This window comes from Rhodoferax sp., assembly GCF_034520025.1.
In the GTDB taxonomy this organism is placed as follows: Bacteria; Pseudomonadota; Gammaproteobacteria; order Burkholderiales; family Burkholderiaceae_C; genus Allorhodoferax.
On record NZ_JAXHNZ010000001.1, the window covers coordinates 240,954 to 258,654 of the forward strand.

At 59.6% G+C, this 17,701-nt stretch carries 19 protein-coding genes; 4 read left to right on the plus strand and 15 right to left on the minus strand.

What is annotated here, in order from left to right:
* Window positions 1-35: 35 nt before the first annotated feature.
* The gene (locus U5L73_RS01080; RefSeq protein WP_322560630.1) at window positions 36-422 is read right to left on the minus strand and encodes a YraN family protein; all 387 of its coding nucleotides are present in this window, start codon (window positions 420-422) and stop codon (window positions 36-38) included.
* On the opposite strand from U5L73_RS01080, the gene rsmI reads away from it, so the two are divergent.
* Window positions 423-1,346 (plus strand): 16S rRNA (cytidine(1402)-2'-O)-methyltransferase, encoded by a 924-nt coding sequence (gene rsmI / locus U5L73_RS01085; RefSeq protein ID WP_322560631.1) that lies wholly within the window; start codon window positions 423-425, stop codon window positions 1,344-1,346.
* Here rsmI and U5L73_RS01090 read toward each other — a convergent pair.
* Window positions 1,343-1,981, minus strand: a complete 639-nt coding sequence (locus U5L73_RS01090) for a 2-dehydro-3-deoxy-6-phosphogalactonate aldolase (RefSeq protein ID WP_322560632.1) — start codon at window positions 1,979-1,981, stop codon at window positions 1,343-1,345. The genes rsmI and U5L73_RS01090 overlap by 4 nt on opposite strands.
* Entirely contained in the window at window positions 1,981-2,889 is a 909-nt protein-coding gene (locus tag U5L73_RS01095) for a 2-dehydro-3-deoxygalactonokinase (RefSeq protein ID WP_322560633.1), read from the minus strand. Before U5L73_RS01095 ends, U5L73_RS01090 begins: the two co-directional genes overlap by 1 nt.
* A 69-nt stretch (window positions 2,890-2,958) precedes the next feature.
* On the opposite strand from U5L73_RS01095, the gene U5L73_RS01100 reads away from it, so the two are divergent.
* The 3 genes from U5L73_RS01100 to U5L73_RS01110 all read left to right on the plus strand — a co-directional run bounded on the left by U5L73_RS01100 (window position 2,959) and on the right by U5L73_RS01110 (window position 5,435).
* Window positions 2,959-3,705 (plus strand): FadR/GntR family transcriptional regulator, encoded by a 747-nt coding sequence (locus U5L73_RS01100; protein ID WP_322560634.1) that lies wholly within the window; start codon window positions 2,959-2,961, stop codon window positions 3,703-3,705.
* A gap of 72 nt (window positions 3,706-3,777) precedes the next feature.
* Window positions 3,778-4,557, plus strand: coding sequence for an SDR family oxidoreductase (locus U5L73_RS01105; protein WP_322560635.1), 780 nt, complete (start codon window positions 3,778-3,780; stop codon window positions 4,555-4,557).
* On the plus strand, window positions 4,548-5,435 hold the full coding sequence (locus U5L73_RS01110) for an SMP-30/gluconolactonase/LRE family protein (RefSeq protein ID WP_322560636.1): 888 nt from the start codon (window positions 4,548-4,550) through the stop codon (window positions 5,433-5,435). The genes U5L73_RS01105 and U5L73_RS01110 overlap by 10 nt, the downstream gene beginning before the upstream one ends.
* A 9-nt stretch (window positions 5,436-5,444) precedes the next feature.
* Here U5L73_RS01110 and U5L73_RS01115 read toward each other — a convergent pair whose 3' ends face one another.
* From U5L73_RS01115 to U5L73_RS01170, 12 genes are all read right to left on the minus strand, one after another.
* Window positions 5,445-6,800, minus strand: coding sequence for an MATE family efflux transporter (locus U5L73_RS01115; RefSeq protein ID WP_322560637.1), 1,356 nt, complete (start codon window positions 6,798-6,800; stop codon window positions 5,445-5,447).
* Window positions 6,801-6,836: 36 nt separating this feature from the next.
* The gene (locus U5L73_RS01120; RefSeq protein WP_322560638.1) at window positions 6,837-8,489 is read right to left on the minus strand and encodes an alpha-glucosidase family protein; all 1,653 of its coding nucleotides are present in this window, start codon (window positions 8,487-8,489) and stop codon (window positions 6,837-6,839) included.
* A 72-nt stretch (window positions 8,490-8,561) separates the two neighbouring features.
* Complete coding sequence (locus tag U5L73_RS01125; protein WP_322560639.1) at window positions 8,562-9,734, minus strand: carbohydrate ABC transporter permease; 1,173 nt, start codon at window positions 9,732-9,734, stop codon at window positions 8,562-8,564.
* A complete protein-coding gene (locus U5L73_RS01130) occupies window positions 9,731-10,735 on the minus strand; it encodes a sugar ABC transporter permease (RefSeq protein ID WP_322560640.1) in 1,005 nt (334 codons plus the stop codon). The genes U5L73_RS01125 and U5L73_RS01130 overlap by 4 nt, the downstream gene beginning before the upstream one ends.
* Before the next feature lie 103 nt (window positions 10,736-10,838).
* Window positions 10,839-12,140: an ABC transporter substrate-binding protein gene (locus U5L73_RS01135; protein WP_322560641.1), complete on the minus strand. Its 1,302-nt coding sequence runs from the start codon at window positions 12,138-12,140 to the stop codon at window positions 10,839-10,841.
* Window positions 12,141-12,198: 58 nt separating this feature from the next.
* Window positions 12,199-13,203 (minus strand): ABC transporter ATP-binding protein, encoded by a 1,005-nt coding sequence (locus tag U5L73_RS01140; RefSeq protein WP_322560642.1) that lies wholly within the window; start codon window positions 13,201-13,203, stop codon window positions 12,199-12,201.
* A gap of 217 nt (window positions 13,204-13,420) precedes the next feature.
* The gene (locus tag U5L73_RS01145) at window positions 13,421-13,750 is read right to left on the minus strand and encodes an ATPase with chaperone activity (RefSeq protein WP_322560643.1); all 330 of its coding nucleotides are present in this window, start codon (window positions 13,748-13,750) and stop codon (window positions 13,421-13,423) included.
* Between the two features lie 16 nt (window positions 13,751-13,766).
* A complete protein-coding gene (locus U5L73_RS01150) occupies window positions 13,767-14,270 on the minus strand; it encodes a low molecular weight protein-tyrosine-phosphatase (protein ID WP_322560644.1) in 504 nt (167 codons plus the stop codon).
* Between the two features lie 56 nt (window positions 14,271-14,326).
* A complete protein-coding gene (locus U5L73_RS01155) occupies window positions 14,327-15,571 on the minus strand; it encodes a DEAD/DEAH box helicase (protein ID WP_322560645.1) in 1,245 nt (414 codons plus the stop codon).
* A 48-nt stretch (window positions 15,572-15,619) separates the two neighbouring features.
* On the minus strand, window positions 15,620-16,255 hold the full coding sequence (locus tag U5L73_RS01160; protein WP_313874357.1) for a response regulator: 636 nt from the start codon (window positions 16,253-16,255) through the stop codon (window positions 15,620-15,622).
* Window positions 16,256-16,428: 173 nt separating this feature from the next.
* On the minus strand, window positions 16,429-16,647 hold the full coding sequence (locus U5L73_RS01165; RefSeq protein WP_322560646.1) for a hypothetical protein: 219 nt from the start codon (window positions 16,645-16,647) through the stop codon (window positions 16,429-16,431).
* 114 nt (window positions 16,648-16,761) lie between these two features.
* Entirely contained in the window at window positions 16,762-17,577 is an 816-nt protein-coding gene (locus U5L73_RS01170; RefSeq protein WP_322560647.1) for an IclR family transcriptional regulator domain-containing protein, read from the minus strand.
* Window positions 17,578-17,701: the final 124 nt, after the last annotated feature.

Consider the following 17,701-nt stretch of genomic DNA (forward strand, 5'->3'; position numbering starts at 1 on the left):
TTATAAACCCTGATGTCCGGGCCCTGTCAGGGTGATCAGGAGGCGTCGAAGGCGGCGCGCAACCACTCGACCTCGTCGCAGTCCATCACCACCACATCAAACCGGCACGGCGGCACCGTACGCAGCTGGAGCAAGTAATGCCTTGCCGCAAAAATGATGCGGCGCTGCTTGACGTGCCCCACGCTGGCAGCGGCCCCGCCGTGGTCGGCGCGGCTGCGTTTGCGCACCTCGACAAACACGAGGGTGCCGTCGTGGTCCCGCATGATCAGGTCGATCTCGCCACCGCCCCGCCCGGGGGTCCGATAATTGCGGCCAACGAATTGCAGCCCCTTGGCTTGCAAAAAACCCAACGCCCGCTCCTCCGCCGCATCGCCCACTTGTTTGGTCGTGCGGGAAGCGGGTCGTGATGGAAGTAAGCCCATATGAGTGCGTCTTTTTCTTCAGCCATCCAAGCCGCCAAAGATGCGGCTGGTGCGCAACATTATCCGCAAGGCTGCTTGTATGTCGTCGCCACGCCCATCGGCAACCTAGCCGACATCACCCTGCGTGCACTGCATGTGCTGGGGCTCGCCGATTGCATTGCCTGCGAAGACACGCGCCACACCCAGCAAATGCTGCGTGCCTACGGCATCGACAAAGCGGGCTCGGCCCTGCTGGCCGTGCACCAGCACAACGAGACCGAGGCGGCACAGACCGTGATCGCCCGCCTGCGGGAGGGCCAACGTGTCGCCTATGTGAGCGACGCTGGCACACCCGGTGTGAGCGACCCCGGGGCACGGCTGGTGGCGCAAGTGCGAGCGCAAGGTTTGCGCGCTGTTCCGCTGCCAGGCGCGAGCAGCGTGGTGTCTGCTATTTCTGTGGCCGGGCTGGTCGCCGCGGGCGAAGGCCATGGCGGTTTTGTATTCAGGGGCTTTCTGTCCTCCAAGGCCACCGAGCGCGCCAACGAGGTGGCGGCGATAGCTGCACAGCCCGACGCAGTGGTGCTGCTGGAGGCGCCACACCGGCTGGAGGCATTGGCCAAAGCGCTTGCGCCCTTGGGCTCGCGCAAAGTCACGGTAGGCCGTGAGCTGACCAAGCAGTTTGAAGAGGTGGCTACTGTCGATGCGAGCGAGTTCAGCGCTTGGCTGGCGGAAGATGCCAACCGCTTGCGCGGCGAGTTCGCGCTGGTCATCCACCCTGCGGCTGCAGCCGCCAGCACGGCGGATGACCGCGTCTTGAGTTTGCTGCTGGAGCAACTGCCACTCAAATCGGCGGTAAAGCTGGCCGCGGACATCACCGGCGAACCGCGCAACGCGCTCTATGAGCGGGCCCTGCTACTCAAGCAGGGCTCTGGCGGCGAAGACTAGGCGGTCGCAGCCTGCCAGGCCTGCACATAGGCACTGGCACGCTCGTGGACCTGCTCCGCTGAGACGCCCGGTGCAAACAACTGGCTGCCGATGCCGAAGCCGGTGGCGCCGGCTTTGACCCAAGGCCCGATGCTCTCAGGAGTAATGCCTCCTACCGGCCAGAGATCGGTACCGGCGGGCACCACCGACTTGAGTGCCTTCAAGCCGCCGTGGCCCAGCGACTCTGCCGGAAACAACTTGAGGGCGTGCGCGCCAGCTGCCAAGGCGGCAAACGCTTCGGTCGGTGTTGCCACACCGGGAGCCGCCAGCATGCCCAACTCCACCGCACGGCGGATCACTGCCGGATCGCAATTGGGCGAAACCATCAAGCGACCACCTGCGGCGTAGACCGCCTCCACATGTTCGACCGAGAGCATGGTTCCACCGCCAATAAGGGCGTCAGCCGGCAATGCATCTACGAGAGCTGCTATACATTCGATAGCACCAGGTCGATTCAAGGGCACTTCGAGGCTCCGGAAGCCGGCTTGGTACAAGGCTTGGCCGATATCCAAAGCCTCTTCGGGCTTGAGACCACGCAAAATGGCAATCAAAGGCATGTAGCGGGCTTGCGCCAACAGAGGGAATACAGAACTCATCAAGCGCTCCAATGGGAATGAATGTGTTGCACGGCGGCCAGAAAGGCTTTGCGGGCATCCAGAATGTCAAAACGGCAGTCAAGGCGCTGCGCCGCCTTTTGATAGAGCTCTGCGAGCTGCGGTGAGCCGATCAACTGAAAAGTGGGGACCTCACCGGCTTCCGCCCCGAGCACATCTTTGAGTTCCGCACCGATCAGGAGGCCACTTAAATACGAGGCGCTGGCCTGCGGCGCCATGTCTTTGCTGACCACACGGGCCCGGGTTCCAAACAGCACATGGCTCAGCGCATGGTGTCCGGCCGCATCCACCCCGGCCGCAAAAGCAGCATCGTCCCATGCAGCCTGTCCGCCCGCAGCGGCGGCCAGTGTGCCATGCTTGCGCAACAGGTCATAAAGCTCGCCGGTCATGTAGGTGCGCAGTTTGCGCACCACGCCATCTTGCAGCAACACCCATTTGCTGTGGGTGCCAGGCAGCACAAACCAACCAGACACATGGCCCAAAGCCCAAGCGCCCAAGAGTTGGGTCTCTTCGCCGCGCATCACATCCGGCACACCTGCAGAATTGCAAATGCAATAGCCGGGGACCAGCACCACGGGCGCTTCTCCGGGAGCATCCGGGACCCTGAACACATGGCGCCCCAAGTCCTGCAAGGGCACGGACGCATCCACATACGGCACTTCGTGCCACCCGAGCGCACTGCCCACCATTCCGGAGGCGACCACCAAAGACGGTGTCGCCTGCACGCTGGTCAGCGCGCCGGTGAGCGCCTCCGGGAAGCGCCCTTTGCAGGCCAGCGCGCCATCGCCATCGCTGGACTCCCGGATGCACTCCCCCGTCGGTCGGATCACATAGGTGCGGCGGTGGGTGGTTCCCCAGTCCACACCGACAATGCCGGATGTTGGGCTCATAGTCATAGTTAAGTTCACGAAGATGGGTTTCACCCGATTTAAACATATGATCATTAAATGCCAATTCGCATGACGCCTGTCGATCCCAAAACACCGCCCATTCCGGCCTCCCACGCGCGCTACAGCGGCCGTAAGCTGCATGGGCAAGTGGTGGATGAGCTCGGTCGCCGGGTCGCGGGGGGCATTTACCCCGCCGGGCAGGTGCTCCCGAATGAGGAGCTGTTGTGCCAGGAGCTGGCGGTGAGCCGGACTGCCCTGCGGGAGGCCGTCAAGGTACTGGCGGGCAAAGGCCTGCTGGAAGCCAGGCCCCGCATCGGCACCCGGGTGCGCAGCAAAGACCAGTGGAACCTGCTGGACCCGGACATCCTGGCCTGGCGCTGCGCCACCGGCGTGGATGCAGAGTTTTTGCGGCACCTCACCGAGCTGCGCGAAATCATTGAGCCCTCCGCTGCCGCACTGGCCGCAACCAGCCGTAGCGAGGAACAACTCCAGGCAATTGCACAGGCGCTACGCGCCATGGAGTCGGCAGCCTCGATCACCGACTGGGTGCAAGCAGATCTGGCCTTTCACACGGCCGTGCTCCAAGCCACCAACAACCCGCTGCTGATGCCACTGGCCGCCATCATCGGCAGCGCCCTGGAGTCTTTGCTGGGCGTTACCGCGCGCACCTCGGACAACTTCAAGCAAGCTTTGCCGGACCACCAGAAGGTGTTTGAGGCGATCCGCCTGCAAGAGCCTCAGAACGCCCTGCACCGCATGGCCAGCATGCTGTCTGACACCCGCAGCCTGATCCGCACCACGATCCAGACGAGCTAACCAGGTTCTTTTGGGGTTTATTTGTATGATGATTGCTTTTACAATCATCGTCTATTTACCTCTTGGAGACCTATGAAGCCGGACACCCTCTCCCACTTCGCGCAGTACCCGAGCTTGCAGGGGCGCAGTGTTTTTGTCACCGGCGGTAGCTCGGGCATCGGTGGCGACATCGTGATTGCCTTTGCGCGCCAAGGCGCCAAAGTAGCATTCACCGGCCGCAATGCAGAGGCCGCCCAGCAAGTCATCGAGGCGGCGCGGCAACTGGGCCCTGAACCACTGTTCTTGCAAAGCGATGCATCAGATGTGCAAGCCTTGCAAGCGGCCATCGGTACGGCGGCCGAGCGTTTTGGCGACATCACTGTGCTCGTCAACAACGTGGCCAATGACCAGCGGCATGAGCTTGCCGATGTGACGGCGGAGGACTTCGACTGGCGGGTATCGGTCAACTTGCGACCCCACTTTTTTGCCGCCCAGGCAGTTGCCGAGGGCATGAAGCGCTCCGGCGGTGGTGCCATCGTGAACCTGGGCTCGACCAGCTGGAAGATCAAAGGCAAGGGCTACCCGGTCTACGCGACCTGCAAGTCAGCAACCGTGGGCCTGACCCGCAGCCTGGCGCGGGAACTGGGGGAATTCAATATCCGGGTCAACACCTTGACTCCGGGCTGGATCATGACCGACAAGCAGTTGGCTTTGTGGGTCGACGAGGCGGGCGAAAAAGCCATGCAAGACAACCATTGCCTGCCCGGCCGGATTCTCGGAGCCGATGTGGCGAATATGGCTTTGTTTTTATCGGCCGCCGACAGCAGCATGGTGACAGCCCAAGACTTTGTGGTGGACGCCGGATGGACCTGAATCACACACTCCCCCAAGCCATCTGGCCTGCAGAACTGCTGCTAGGTGAGGGCCCCGTCTGGGAAGCCCGGACCGGGCGCTTTTTCTTTGTCGACATTCATGGTTGTGCTCTGCACGCATGGACCCCCGCGACGGATGCTCGCCAAACCTGGAAGATGCCTGAACGCATCGGCTGGTTGATTCCCCGCAAAAACGGGGACGGCTACATGGCAGGCTTCCAAAGCGGCATAGTGCATCTGACGCTGGAGCCAGAACTGCGCTGGGAGTCGGTAGCTCAGCCACATCTCGGCGAACCGTCTGTCCGGCTGAACGATGCCAAGGCAGATGCCTTCGGCCGTATCTGGGCCGGCTCCATGGACAACGACGACCCGGCCCGCTGCAAAGGACGGCTCGCCCGCCTGGACCCGGATCTGCAATGCACCGTGGTGGAAACCGGCATCTACATTGCCAACGGCCCCGCGATTGCACCGGACGCCCGGTGGATGCTGCACACCGACAGCTTTCTGAACACGGTCTATCGGTACAGCCTGGATGCCTCGGGCAACATCACCGACAAAACGGTGTGGCGGGTCTTCTCAGAGGATGAAGGCACGCCCGACGGAATGACGCTGAACAGCGAAGGCCGCGTATGGATAGCGTTCTGGGGCGGTGCTTGCATTCGGTGCTTTACCCCGGATGCGGAGTGCCTGCAAACCATCGCGATACCCGCGAGTCAGGTGACGAGCATCAGCTTTGGTGGTACTGACCTCCAAACCATGCTGGTGACCACCGCGCGCGTAGGACTGGGTGATGCGGAATTGGCGCAGTACCCTTTGTCGGGCAGTGTGTTCACCCTGCGCACCGGTGCGACAGGGGTGCTGCCCCTGGCGTTTGGCTGAAACGGGACGCTAGCTTTTCTCTGCGCGCAGGCGACGGCGGCTGTTCCGTGCATTGGGCAGCCAGCCGCGCCAGAGCCAACGGCTGAGCAACAGCAAGCCGCGGATCCACTCGTCCAGCGCATAGGCCAACCAGATACCGGGCAGGCCGAACAAGCGGCCCAACCAAAAAGAGCCGACGCCCAGCACCAACACCAGGGACGCGACGTTGGACACTGCCGGGTAAATGGCGTCGCCCGTCGCACGCAAGGCACCATTCAAAATCAGATTGAACACGCGGCCGGTCTCGAGCAGCAGCGAGAGCCACAGCAAGGTTTGCGCAGCTTCAATGACGGCCGCGTCTTTGGTAAAAGCGCGCATCAACCACGGGGCACCCAACGCGGCAAAAAGTGCCAGTGAGCCGGAGGCCAGCAGCCCATTGCGCACGGCCTTGCGGACCAAGCCATTGGCAGCCCTCAAATCGCCAGCTCCGACAAGGCGGCCCACCATGATTTCACAGGCCCAGCCAATGGCCATGCTGGTCAACAGCACATATTTAAGCAGTTGCAAGGTGTAGGAGTGGGTGGCGAGTGCGGTGACCCCTAAGCGGGCGGTAGCCGCCAGCGAGACCATAAAGGCGGCGCGGTAAGTGACCTCGACCCCGGCACCCGGAAGCCCCACCCGCAACACCGGTGCAAAGTCCACCCACGCAAATCGCCACCAGTCTTGCCTGGAGGGAGTCAATTGCATACGGACCCGCCAGAACCACAGGTGCAACACCAGCCCCAATGCACGGCTGATCAGCATGGCGATGGCATAGCCCTCGAGGCCCATGCCATCCCAGCTGCCCCAACCCCGCATGATCACGAAGGCCAGCGCGAGGTGCGTGCCGTGCATGGCGATCATGATCCGCAGGGAGTCTTTGGCAAACAGGTGGGCGCGCAGCACCGCCGCCATGCTGAGGTTGTAGGCATCCAGCAGCACGGCCGGTGCAAACCATTGCAAATACGGAGCGGCTAAAGACGCCACCATCGCAGGGGCATTTAACCAGTCGAGCATGACGTCGTTGCCTGCGACTACCACGAGCATGATCGCAGCACCCACCCAGCTGCTAGCCCCCAAGGCCAACAGGGCGACCCGTCTGGCAGCAGCGTGCTGCCCTCCCCCGACATATTGCGTCACCATCACGCCCAAGCCGATGGCGAGTACCCGGAAAGCGACGCTGAGGGTTTCCAGGATCTGGTTCACCAGCCCAAAGGCACCGGCTGCGGCATCTGACTCATGCGAAGCCAGCCACAGCCCGCCCATCGCAACCGTCATACCCAACAAAAACTCGCCGAGCAAAGGCCCGGCGATCGTATTCAGGCGCAAACGCTCGGGTGTACTCATTCGAAGAAGATACCCGAGCCGTTTACCTGCAGGAGGTCAGGCATTGCCCAGAAAAGCGCCGCCCCATGCAGGCAACTGCAGCACTGCCCCCTGGCGAACTGCATCCCCCAGACCACTGCCCGTCACCGTGTGCATCGCAGCGAAGGCTTCCGGGACTACCCACTGGGCAGGCTCAGGGCTGAAGTTGAATACGCAAACCATGCTTTGGCCCTCATGGCGACGCACATAGGCAAACACCTGGGGGTGCGCATCCAGCACCTCCAAGGTACCACTCACCAGGCAAGGTTGGGTTTTGCGCCAGCGCAGCAGGTTGCGATAGAAGTGCAACAGCGATGCGGAGTCTTGGATCTGCGCCTCGGCAGTTAGCGCCCGGTGGGTCGCTGCCACGGGCAGCCATGGCTTTGCCGGTACCGACGATGAGGAAAAGCCCAGATCGGCCGCATCCGCAAGCCACGGCATCGGGGTGCGGCAACCATCGCGCCCTTTGAATTCGGGCCACATCGTGATGCCGTAGGGGTCCTGCAGGTCTTCAAATGCGATATCTGCTTCTGGCAAGCCCAGCTCGTCACCTTGATAGATGCAAGGGGAACCGCGCAAGGACATTTGCAAGGCTGCGCCCAAGCGCAACAACTCAGGGGCCGCAATCGCCGCAGTGCTGGCCCAGCGTGTAGCGACCCGCACCACATCGTGGTTAGACAGGGCCCAGCAAGGCCATCCACCGGGAGCCACCTCTTCAAACCGCTTCACAAAACCGCGGAAGTGCGCGGCACTGTGCGCGGTACCCAGCAGGTCAAAACAATAGGCCATGTGCAGCTTGTCGCCGCCACTGGTGTATTCCGCCACACGGGCCAGACCGTCGTCGTCCCCAATTTCTCCCACCATAGTGGTATCAGGATACGCATCCAGCAAAGCCCGCAGCTCGCGCAAGAAGGCCAAGTTCTCAGGCTGGCTCTTGTCGTGTTGGTGCCATTGCCAGCCATAGGGGTTCACTGCGTTGACCGCAGGGTCCTCACCATCGGGGCGACCGCGTGCGGGGTTGTCGCGCAGCTGGGCGTCATGGAAGTAGAAGTTGGCGGTATCCAGGCGGTAGCCGTCCACCCCGAGGTCTAACCAGAACTTGACGGTCGAGAGCAGCGCTTTTTGTACTTCGGGATTGTGAAAATTCAAATCGGGCTGGCTGGTCAGGAAGTTGTGCATGTAGTACTGGCAACGGCGGGTATCCCACTGCCATGCACTACCGCCAAAAATAGACAACCAATTGTTGGGCGGGTTTCCATCGGGTTTGGCATCGGCCCAGATGTACCAATCGGCCTTGGGATTGTTCAGGCTGGAGCGGCTCTCTACAAACCAAGGGTGCTGGTCGGAGCTGTGGGAGAGTACTTGATCGATCATGACCTTGAGGCCCAGTGCATGTGCGCGATCGACCAGCTGCTTGAAATCATCGAGCGTTCCGAACATCGGGTCCACGTCGCAGTAGTCGCTGACGTCGTAGCCGAAATCCTTCATCGGACTCTTGAAGAAGGGCGACAGCCAAATGCCGTCTGCGCCCAGGTCGGCCACATAGTCCAGTTTGGCGGTAATGCCGGCCAGATCGCCCACACCGTCGCCATTGCTGTCCGCATAACTACGCGGGTAGATTTGATAAATGACGCCACCGCGCCACCAGTTGTTGTTCGTTGCTATAGCCATGATTGAAAGGTCCCTTGAATGAAAACGGCGAATCTGCTTACGCAAATTCGCCCAGGAAGTTTGGTCCTAAATTTACTTGACGGAGCCGCTCAGCAGCCCGCGCACAAAGAAGCGTTGCAGCGAGAAGAACACGGCAACCGGCACCGCAATAGAGACGAATGCGCTGGCGGTCAAAATTTCCCAGCTCTCACCGCGAGAGCCCAGCAAGTCGTTGAGCTTGATGGTGAGCACCACCTGATCCGGTGCTTTACCGAGGAAGACGAGTGCAATCAAAAAGTCGTTCCAGACCCACAGAAACTGGAAGATGGCAAAACTCGCCAACGCAGGGATCGACAAGGGCAGCACGATGCTGGTGAAGATCTGGAAATGCGAAGCACCGTCCATCCGTGCGCTCTCGATGATGTCGCGTGGCAGGGACGCAATGTAGTTACGCAGCAGGTAAATCGCCAGGGGCAGACCAAACGCGGAGTGGGCAAGCCACACCCCGAGGTAAGACTTGGACTCTGTGCCAAAAACCTCGCCCATCTGGTTATAAAGCCTCAGCAGCGGAATCAGCGACATTTGCAAGGGCACCACCAGCAAGCCCACCACCACAATGAACAAGAATTTGCGGCCCGGGAACTCCATCCAGCTGAAGGCATACGCGGCGAAGGCTGCAATCAAAATCGGAATGAAGGTGGCCGGAATCGTGACCTTGAAGGTGTTCAAGAATGCCTGCCCTACCCCTTCACCCGCAATCACTTTTTCGTAATTCTGGGTCATGAAAACGGGCGGAGACTCGGCCACATAAAACACCCGGACACCGCGATCCTTGTCATAGGGCTGATCCAGATCGAGGCGATAGCTTCCGTCGGCTTTCACTGTCAGCGTACCGTCGGGTTTGCCGTCTTCCTCGTCGAAAATCTGACCGTCCGACACGTCCACAGTGGTACCTACGGCGAACTCTTTGGGGTTGGCCGACTTGAGCGAAAACTGCTTGATTTGTATACCGCCCCCCTCAGGGAACAAGCGGCCGCTGATGACGTAGCGCTCGCCTTCTTTCACCAGACTTTGGGCACCTGCCGTGCGGCGCATGTCTGCACGGGTTTGGGTGGAGAGAGCGGTCCACCAGCCACTGCTGACCAGTTGCTGCTTTTCCCGGAAGCTGGAAACCAGGAGACCAAAGGTCGGGAGTACCCACATCAGCACGATGACCAGCAACAAGGCCTGCGCCATCAAGGATGGGAGAGAGAAATACTTTTTCATCGCTGTGCCTCCTCGGTGCGGAAACGGCGGATATTGAAGGCCATCACCGGCACCACTGCAAACATCAAAACCATGGCCAAGGTGGAGCTGCGGCCGTAGTCGCCACCGCCACGGAACATCCAGTCATACATCAGATTGCCAAGCACGCTGGTATCCCACTGCCCACCTGTCATGGCCATCACGATGTCAAACACCTTGAGCACCGTGATGGTGATGGTGGTCCAAACCACCAGAATCGTGGACATCACTTGGGGCACCATGATTTCGAAAAAGATCTGCAGCTCGCTAGCGCCATCGATGCGTGCAGCCTCGATGGTTTCGTGCGGCACACCCCGCAGGGCGGCAGAGAGAATCACCATGGCAAAGCCTGTCTGGATCCAGATCAAAATCGCCATGAGGAAAAAGTTATTCCAGAACGGAATCGTGACCCAGGCCTGGGGCTCAAAGCCCATGCCCATCACCATCGCATTCAAGATGCCGATTTGCTCTGCGTCGGGCCCGCGGAAGTCGTACACGAACTTCCATATCACACTGGCGCCCACAAAGCTGATGGCCATGGGCATGAACACCATGGACTTGGCAAATCCACCCCACCAGACGCGGTCTGCGAGTACGGCGACCACAAGGCCGAACGCAGTAGCCGCAGCGGGAACTACCAGCAACCAGAGAAAGTTGTTGCGGATCGTCAGCAAAAAATTCTGGTCTGCGAACACCCAACGAAAGTTGGCGAGTCCGACGAATTGCTCTCCCGTTGCGTCATAAAAACTCAAGCGGAAGGTTTCAAACAAGGGGTACACCAGGTAGGTACCCAGCAACAACAGGGCGGGCGCAATAAAGAGCCACGGCCGCACGTTGGAGCGGAAAATTTCGCGCCCGTTTTTACTGCCCATGGGCAGCTGGACGATTTTATCCAACACGAAGTTGGAGCCGGCGAAGTACAGCAAGCAGAACGCAATACTGACCAGTACAGCGGTGATGGTCTGGATAACTTGATCAGTCATGGGATCAATGCTTTTGCGTGTCGTAAGGAATGAGATTCAAAAGGGCCGGCAGCCGAAGCCGCCGGCCTGAAGACGTGCCGCGAGGCGACGTCAGAGGAGAGTCTTACTTGATCGCGTCCCAGCTCTTCTGGATCTCGTCAGCCACTTCCTTGGCAGAAGCGCCGCCGGAGTAGTTGACCATGCCCTTCCAGAAGCTACCTGCCCCCACTGCGCCGGGCATCAGGTCGGAGCCGTCAAAACGGAAGGTGGTGGCGTTTTGCAGAATCTCACCTTGCTTCTTGAGCGAGGCGGTCTTGTACTTGGCCAAGTCCACACCCTTGTGCGGTGTCAGGAAGCCGCCTTCAGCCATCCAGATTTCATGCGACTGGGGATGCTGCAGGTATTCCATGAATGCACGGGCGCCCTTGCTGTCTTTGGTGATGGTCAGAATCGTTCCGCCGCCCAGAACAGGGTTGCCGAGCTTCTTGCTGCTGTAAGACGGGAAGTAGAAAAAGTCTGCCTCATCCGCTTTGCCTTCTGGGAAGAAAGCGGGGATGAAAGACGCTTGACGGTGCATATAGCACTTGGGCGGGGAGCCGAACATGCCCTTGGGGCTGTCCTTGAAGCTCACGGTGGCCACGGCCTTGGCGCCGCCGTCCACGTAGGCGTCGTTCTTGGCAAACCAGCCGTAGGCTTCGATCGCTTCGATCACGCGCTTGTCGTTGAACTTCATCTTGTTGCTGACCCACTGGTCATAGACCTCAGGCGTTTGAGTGCGCAACATCATGTCTTCGACCCAGTCAGTCGCAGGCCAGCCGGTAGCGGCGTCAGAGCCCAGACCGATACACCATGGCTTGCCGCCATCGGCTGCAATTTTCTTGGTCAGGGTTTGCAGTTCTTCCATGGACTTGGGCACTTTGTAGCCCTTTTCCTTGAAGTTCTCAGGGATGTACCACACCAAGCTCTTCACGTTCACGTTGTAGAACATGCCGTAGAACTCTTTCTTACCGGCCTTGTTGGCGTAGGTACCCAGATCAGCCCATGAGCTGCCTGCGGCGTAGTTCTTTTTGACCCACTCCTGAGCTTTGGCGCCCAGTGGCTTCAAGCCGTCGATCGCTGCCATGTTGGCGGCCAGACCTGGCTGCGGGAACACCGAAATGTTGGAGGGCGAGCCTGCCTTGATGTCGATCACGATCTGCTGCTCGGAGCTCTGTGAGCAGGATTGCTTCACGGTAGCCCCAGTGGCTTTTTCAAAGTTCGCGATCACTTTTTTGAACATGCCTTCCTCAGCGCCTGTCCAAGGGCAAGTGATGGTGACCACTTCACCCTTTAAATCTGGCCCTTTGTAGTCCGCAGCCATCGCTGGTGCAGCGATAGCACCCAACATCAGAGCCGAAGCTCCTGCAATCACGGTTTTCTTCATCATCGTCTTCTCCTCTTGTGACGCCGAAGCCCATCCACGGCGCGTTAAAAACTGTCGCAGATCAGTCGACCCGCTTGCCTTCAGCATTGAATTTATACAGGTGCTCAGGCGCAAAACCAAGGGCAATCGGCTGCCCGGGCTCGAGGCCGAGGGTGCCGTCCATGCGGGCCGTGATATCGCCAAAGGCACCCGCACTGACATAGGCGAACGTTTCGTTGCCTAGCTGCTCTGAATGTTTGAGAGTGCCTTGAATCGGACCACCCTCTGTGACCCTCAGGTGCTCCGGACGCAACCCAATCGTGGCAACGTTGTGACGAGCTGCAATGTCGCCACCCAAAAAGTTCATCTGGGGAGATCCGATGAAACCAGCCACAAACATGCTTGCAGGCTTGTTGTAGAGATCCAAAGGTTTGCCCACCTGCTCAACCCGGCCTTTGTTCAGGACCACGATCTTGTCTGCGAGGGTCATAGCCTCCACCTGGTCGTGTGTGACGTAAATCATGGTCGCCCCGAGGCGGCGGTGCAGTGTGGCCAGCTCCACCCGCATTTTGGTTCGCAAGGCGGCATCGAGGTTGGAGAGGGGCTCATCAAACAAGAACACCTTGGGATCCCGCACGATCGCGCGGCCGATAGCGACCCGCTGGCGCTGGCCGCCCGACAGCGCTTTGGGCAAACGGTCGAGGTATTCGGTCAGTTGAAGGATGTCAGAGGCCTCGCGGACCCGCCGTTCAATTTCCGCTTTGGGCGTTTTGGCAATTTTGAGGGCGAAGGCCATGTTGTCGAACACGGTCTTGTGGGGGTACAGCGCGTAGCTCTGGAACACCATGGCCACGCCGCGCTCGGATGGTCCGAGGTCATTCACCCGGGCGCCACCGATGTTGAGGTCGCCACCCGATATTTCTTCCAAGCCGGCAATCATGCGCAGCAGAGTCGTTTTCCCGCAACCGGAGGGCCCCACAAACACGGCGAACTCGCCGGGCTCGATATCCAAGTCGATGCCGTGGATGACATCTGCCTTGCCGTAGTTTTTGATGATTCCGCGCAAGCGGACATCAGACTGACTCATAAACATGCTCCTGACGGGGGGCCCAGTCTTGGTGAGACTGCGGCGGGATGTGTTGGATGGTAATTAAATTACTTCTCAAACCACCTCGGGCAAACCCTTAGAAATCGATGCTTTTGCGCTTTTTTCTGCAAAATCAAAATCGGTTTTGTACGAAGAAGACACGCCGACGGCCAACCGGAGCTAGACCACGTGGTTTGGCAATTTGGTTACCGGATAGTTACGCTTTGACAACGTTTTCAAGATTTTGCCATGGCCACGACAGGATTTCAGCCATTCTTTGAACTACCCATGCAGATTGCGCTGCATTGAGCACGCAAGGTTCAGTGCGCAGGCCTAGGTAGCAGCGTTCGATCACGTCATGCTCAGTGACGCCGAGCTTGAATTGCATGTCTGCTGCGGTCGGCGCCAGCATCTGGGCCATGTCCTCGCAGAGCTCGTACTCGCTCAATACTTGGGACAGGGGCGCAGACGGTTTGCTGCGGCCCGGCACCACATAGAGCTGGAGAAATGAAGGGGGAATTTCAATGGAGGGGGTGTACTCTTTCATACCCCATTGTCAGCGCCTATTTCGTTCGGGCTTGCTGACGGGCGATGTGGGCCAGGAGCCCGTCGCAGGCGTCTTCCACCAGATCCAACACCTGCTGAAACCCCGCATCTCCGCCGCAATACGGATCAGGAACCACGCTTGCATCGTGGCGGGTACAGAACTCGGTCAGCCTGCGCACTTTGTGATGGTTGTAGTCGGGGCACTGCGCCTCTACGAGCGCGAGGTTGTCCCAGTCCATCACCAGGATGAGGTCGGCGCTTGCGAAATCGCTAGCCTCCAGCTGCCGGGCCCGCAGGTCCGCAAACGCGTATCCGCGGCGGACTGCGTGTTGCAAGCTGCGGGGATCGGGCGCCGCACCGGGGTGATAGTTGTGGGTGCCTGCGGAATCGATCCGCAAAACATCGGGACCCCAACCCTGTGCCAGCGCTTTGTGGCGCATGACGCCATGGGCCGTAGGACTCCGGCAGATATTGCCCATGCACACAAACAGCAAAGTCGTGGGCGCAGTGGACTTAGGCATGAAATTGACTGCTAGCGCTCATAAATATTGCGCGAATAGCTATTATTTAAATAGCGTTACTGCAATCGCGGCAGCAGGCCGGCTGCGCGCAATTTGTCTTTTTTACTGGGCCGGTGCCCCTTGATTCCGCCCGCTGCGCGATCAGCGCTGATGGCCGGCAACGCCTGCGCAGGCTCAAAGCCCAGCACCTCTTCTTGCGGCACGGCGAGGGCATTGCGCTTTTCGATCAAGGCGAAATGAGCGGCGGTTTCTGCACTCACAAAGCTAACCGCAGTGCCGGTTTTGCCCGCACGCGCGGTGCGACCGATGCGATGCACATAGTCTGCCGCGGCACGTGGCAGGTCGTAGTTCACTACAACCGGCAGGCCGGCAATATCCACACCACGGGCAGCTACATCAGTAGCCACCACCACTTGCACCACATTGGCCTTGAAATCAAACAGCACCTGACTGCGCTTGCCCTGGCTCAACTGGGCGTGAAACGGCTCCGCCTGCAATCCAGCGCGGCGCAGCTTGTCCGCCACCATTTCTGCGGCATATTTGGTCGCTACAAACACCAGCGCGCGCGGCCAGGATTCGGCCGTGACCAAGTGCCGCAAGAGCTGCGTGCGGCGATTGGCATCCACCCGGATGGCCCGCTGCAGGATATCGGGCGGCGCTTGTTCTTCGGTGTCGAGGGTGATGCTCTCGGGATCCCGCAGCCGCGCCTCGGCAAGGCTGCGCACCGCAGCGCCGAAGGTGGCAGAAAACAGCAGGCTTTGATGCCGCTCCGGAAGGAGTGCATCAATCCGTTCCAACTCCTCGGCAAAACCCAAGTCGAGCATGCGGTCGGCCTCATCCAGGACCAAGCAGCGAATCTGGTCCAGGCGCACAGCATTACGCTCGACCAGATCCAGCAAGCGGCCGGTGGTGGCAATCACGATGTCAGTGCCACCCCGCAAGGCCATCATTTGCGGATTGATGGACACACCACCGAAGACGACCGAGACCTTGACGCCAAGGCCAGCATCGCGCGCTAGGCTGAAGAGGACGCCGCCCACCTGAACGGCAAGTTCCCGCGTGGGCACCAACACCAAGGTTTGGGGGTTACGCCCAACGGACGGCGACTCCACCACCCAGCGCTGCAGCACAGCCAGCGCAAAGGCAGCTGTTTTGCCAGAGCCCGTCTGCGCGCAGACCAGCACATCACGGCCCGCAAGTGCGGCAGGAAGGGAGGCTGCTTGCACCGGCGTGGGCGCAGCGAACTGCCGCTCCATAGCAGAGGCCAGTGGGGCGCTAAGGCCTAAATTTGAAAATGACATATCGGGTTACTCAGTGGCAGCCACGGCGGCACGAGCCCCCGTGAGCGTTCAGGCCGCAGGGCCGCGCTTGGGCTGTGCAGGCGCTTGGATAAATTGGCCCGCGCGGTTCAAGCGGGTGGCGAGCGCGTCGAGGTAACCCAACAAGCGCTCTGCCTGCAAAGGTTTTTGGTACAGCGTCACCCAGTTAGGCAAGCGGCCGTCTTCCTCGACCTCCTTGCGGGTCAGCGCGGTAAGCACAATGACCTCGATCGGTTGGTAGGCGCTCTCTTGCGCCATGGCGTTGATCAGGTGGTAGCCATCAAAAGGCGTCATCATCAAATCGGTGACGACCAAGTCGGGACGTTGACGCTCCAATTGAATCAGTGCTTGCGATGCATCATTGGCAACCGTCAAGGCCACATCGTGGCCGCCACGCGCCAACAGGGCCTGGAAGTAAGCCACTTGGATCGGATCATCCTCGGCGAGTAGCACACGCAGGGGGCGCGCACCGGTTTCGGTGGGAGCGGCGGTACCGCGCGACTGCACCAGCTTATCGATAGCACTGCGAAAGATGCGGCGATGCCCCCCGGGAGTGACCCATGCTTCCAACTCGCCGCTGATGACCATTTTCTGCACCGATGTGGTGGACAACCCAAGGATACGGGCTGCTTGTTGTGTCGTCAGAACGTCGCTGCTGTTAGTCATGGCAAAGGGATTAAAAGGCTCTAGGAACCGCGACCGAATTTAAATCTTTCAGTTTTGGGGCTTCCATTGCATTTTATTCGACATACACCACTTTAGCGTAGCCGCACATCTGCAAAACGTCATTAATTTACCAATTTATTAACAGTTTATTTGTGAATAACCACAGCAATGCCCTATCGAGAAAAATTCGTATTTCGACCGTGCTTTTCAGACTCAGCGGCAAGCACTGCGGATTCAAGTGGTGCTTTGTTGAAAGGAATTTGCACTCCATCGCTTGTGCCCTCCTGCATTACAGAAGTAGATGCGCTTTCACTCCGCAGAAAAGGCACCACGTTTGGATTTAACCAAAAACTGAAAGGCAATACTTCCACTGTTTCAGAAGATTTTTGCATGGCTATAAATTTATGTAAATCAATTTAAATAAAATATAACATTTTAGGAAACTCGCCGAAATGAAGTGTAGTTGCGCTCTTCGGAGCTACTTCTCAGTTGACGAATTCAAACTGTCACAGTAGCGCTCTCAGTTCCTGAGCGGCATCTTGCAACACGGGCAACAACGCAAGTCTGAATTCCTCGGGCTGCCACCGGTGTGGAGCAGCCACGACATTCAACGCACCGACGACCTTGCCCTGGGGGTTGCGCAAAGGGACCGCCAAAGCCTGCACACCGAGTTCGTGCTCCTGAAAGGCCACGCTGTAGTCTGCCTTGCGCGCCGCCTCGACCTGTGCCTTGAGCACCGCGGGGTCTGTCACGGTGTGCGACGTCAAACGCCGCAAAGGGTGGGCGGACAACCACTGGGCCAAAGCCACATCAGACAGCCCGGCCAGAAGCACCCGCCCGGTCGAGGTGGCGTGCGCAGGCAGTCTCGCGCCCAGGTGCAAGCCATACGCGAGCACTTGGGTCTTGCCTGCGGGCGAGCTGCGCCAATCGTTCCCACTGCGGGCCACGATGACCACCTCGCTGCCATCCAACACCACCGCAGAAAACGACTCTTGCGTATGTGCCGCCAGGCGGTTAAGTGCGGGCTGCACCACCCGGGGAAACCGCGCCGAGGACAGGTAGGTGCCGGAGAAGCGTAAAACCTTGCTGGACAACCAAAAGTAGCTCCCGTCTGTCTCCAGGTAACCCAGTGCGGTCAGCGTCAGCAAATGCCTGCGCGCCGCAGCCCGAGTGATCCCGGCCCTCTGAGCGGCCAAGGTGGCGTTCAAACGCTGCCGCTCTGTATCAAAACTCTCTAGCACCGCCATGCCTTTGGCCATACCGGCAATCAGGTCTGCTTTGGCAACCACAAATGGGGCATCTGCATCCGGTGCGTCAGACATCACTCAACTCCTGTTTCTGCGCGATATTCGCACATTGATTCTATTGATCGCACAAAAGCCCGTCGCGCCAGACCCCCGAATAGCGCCGCACCGATAACCTTTCGCTCAATCCAAAGGAGCAGAT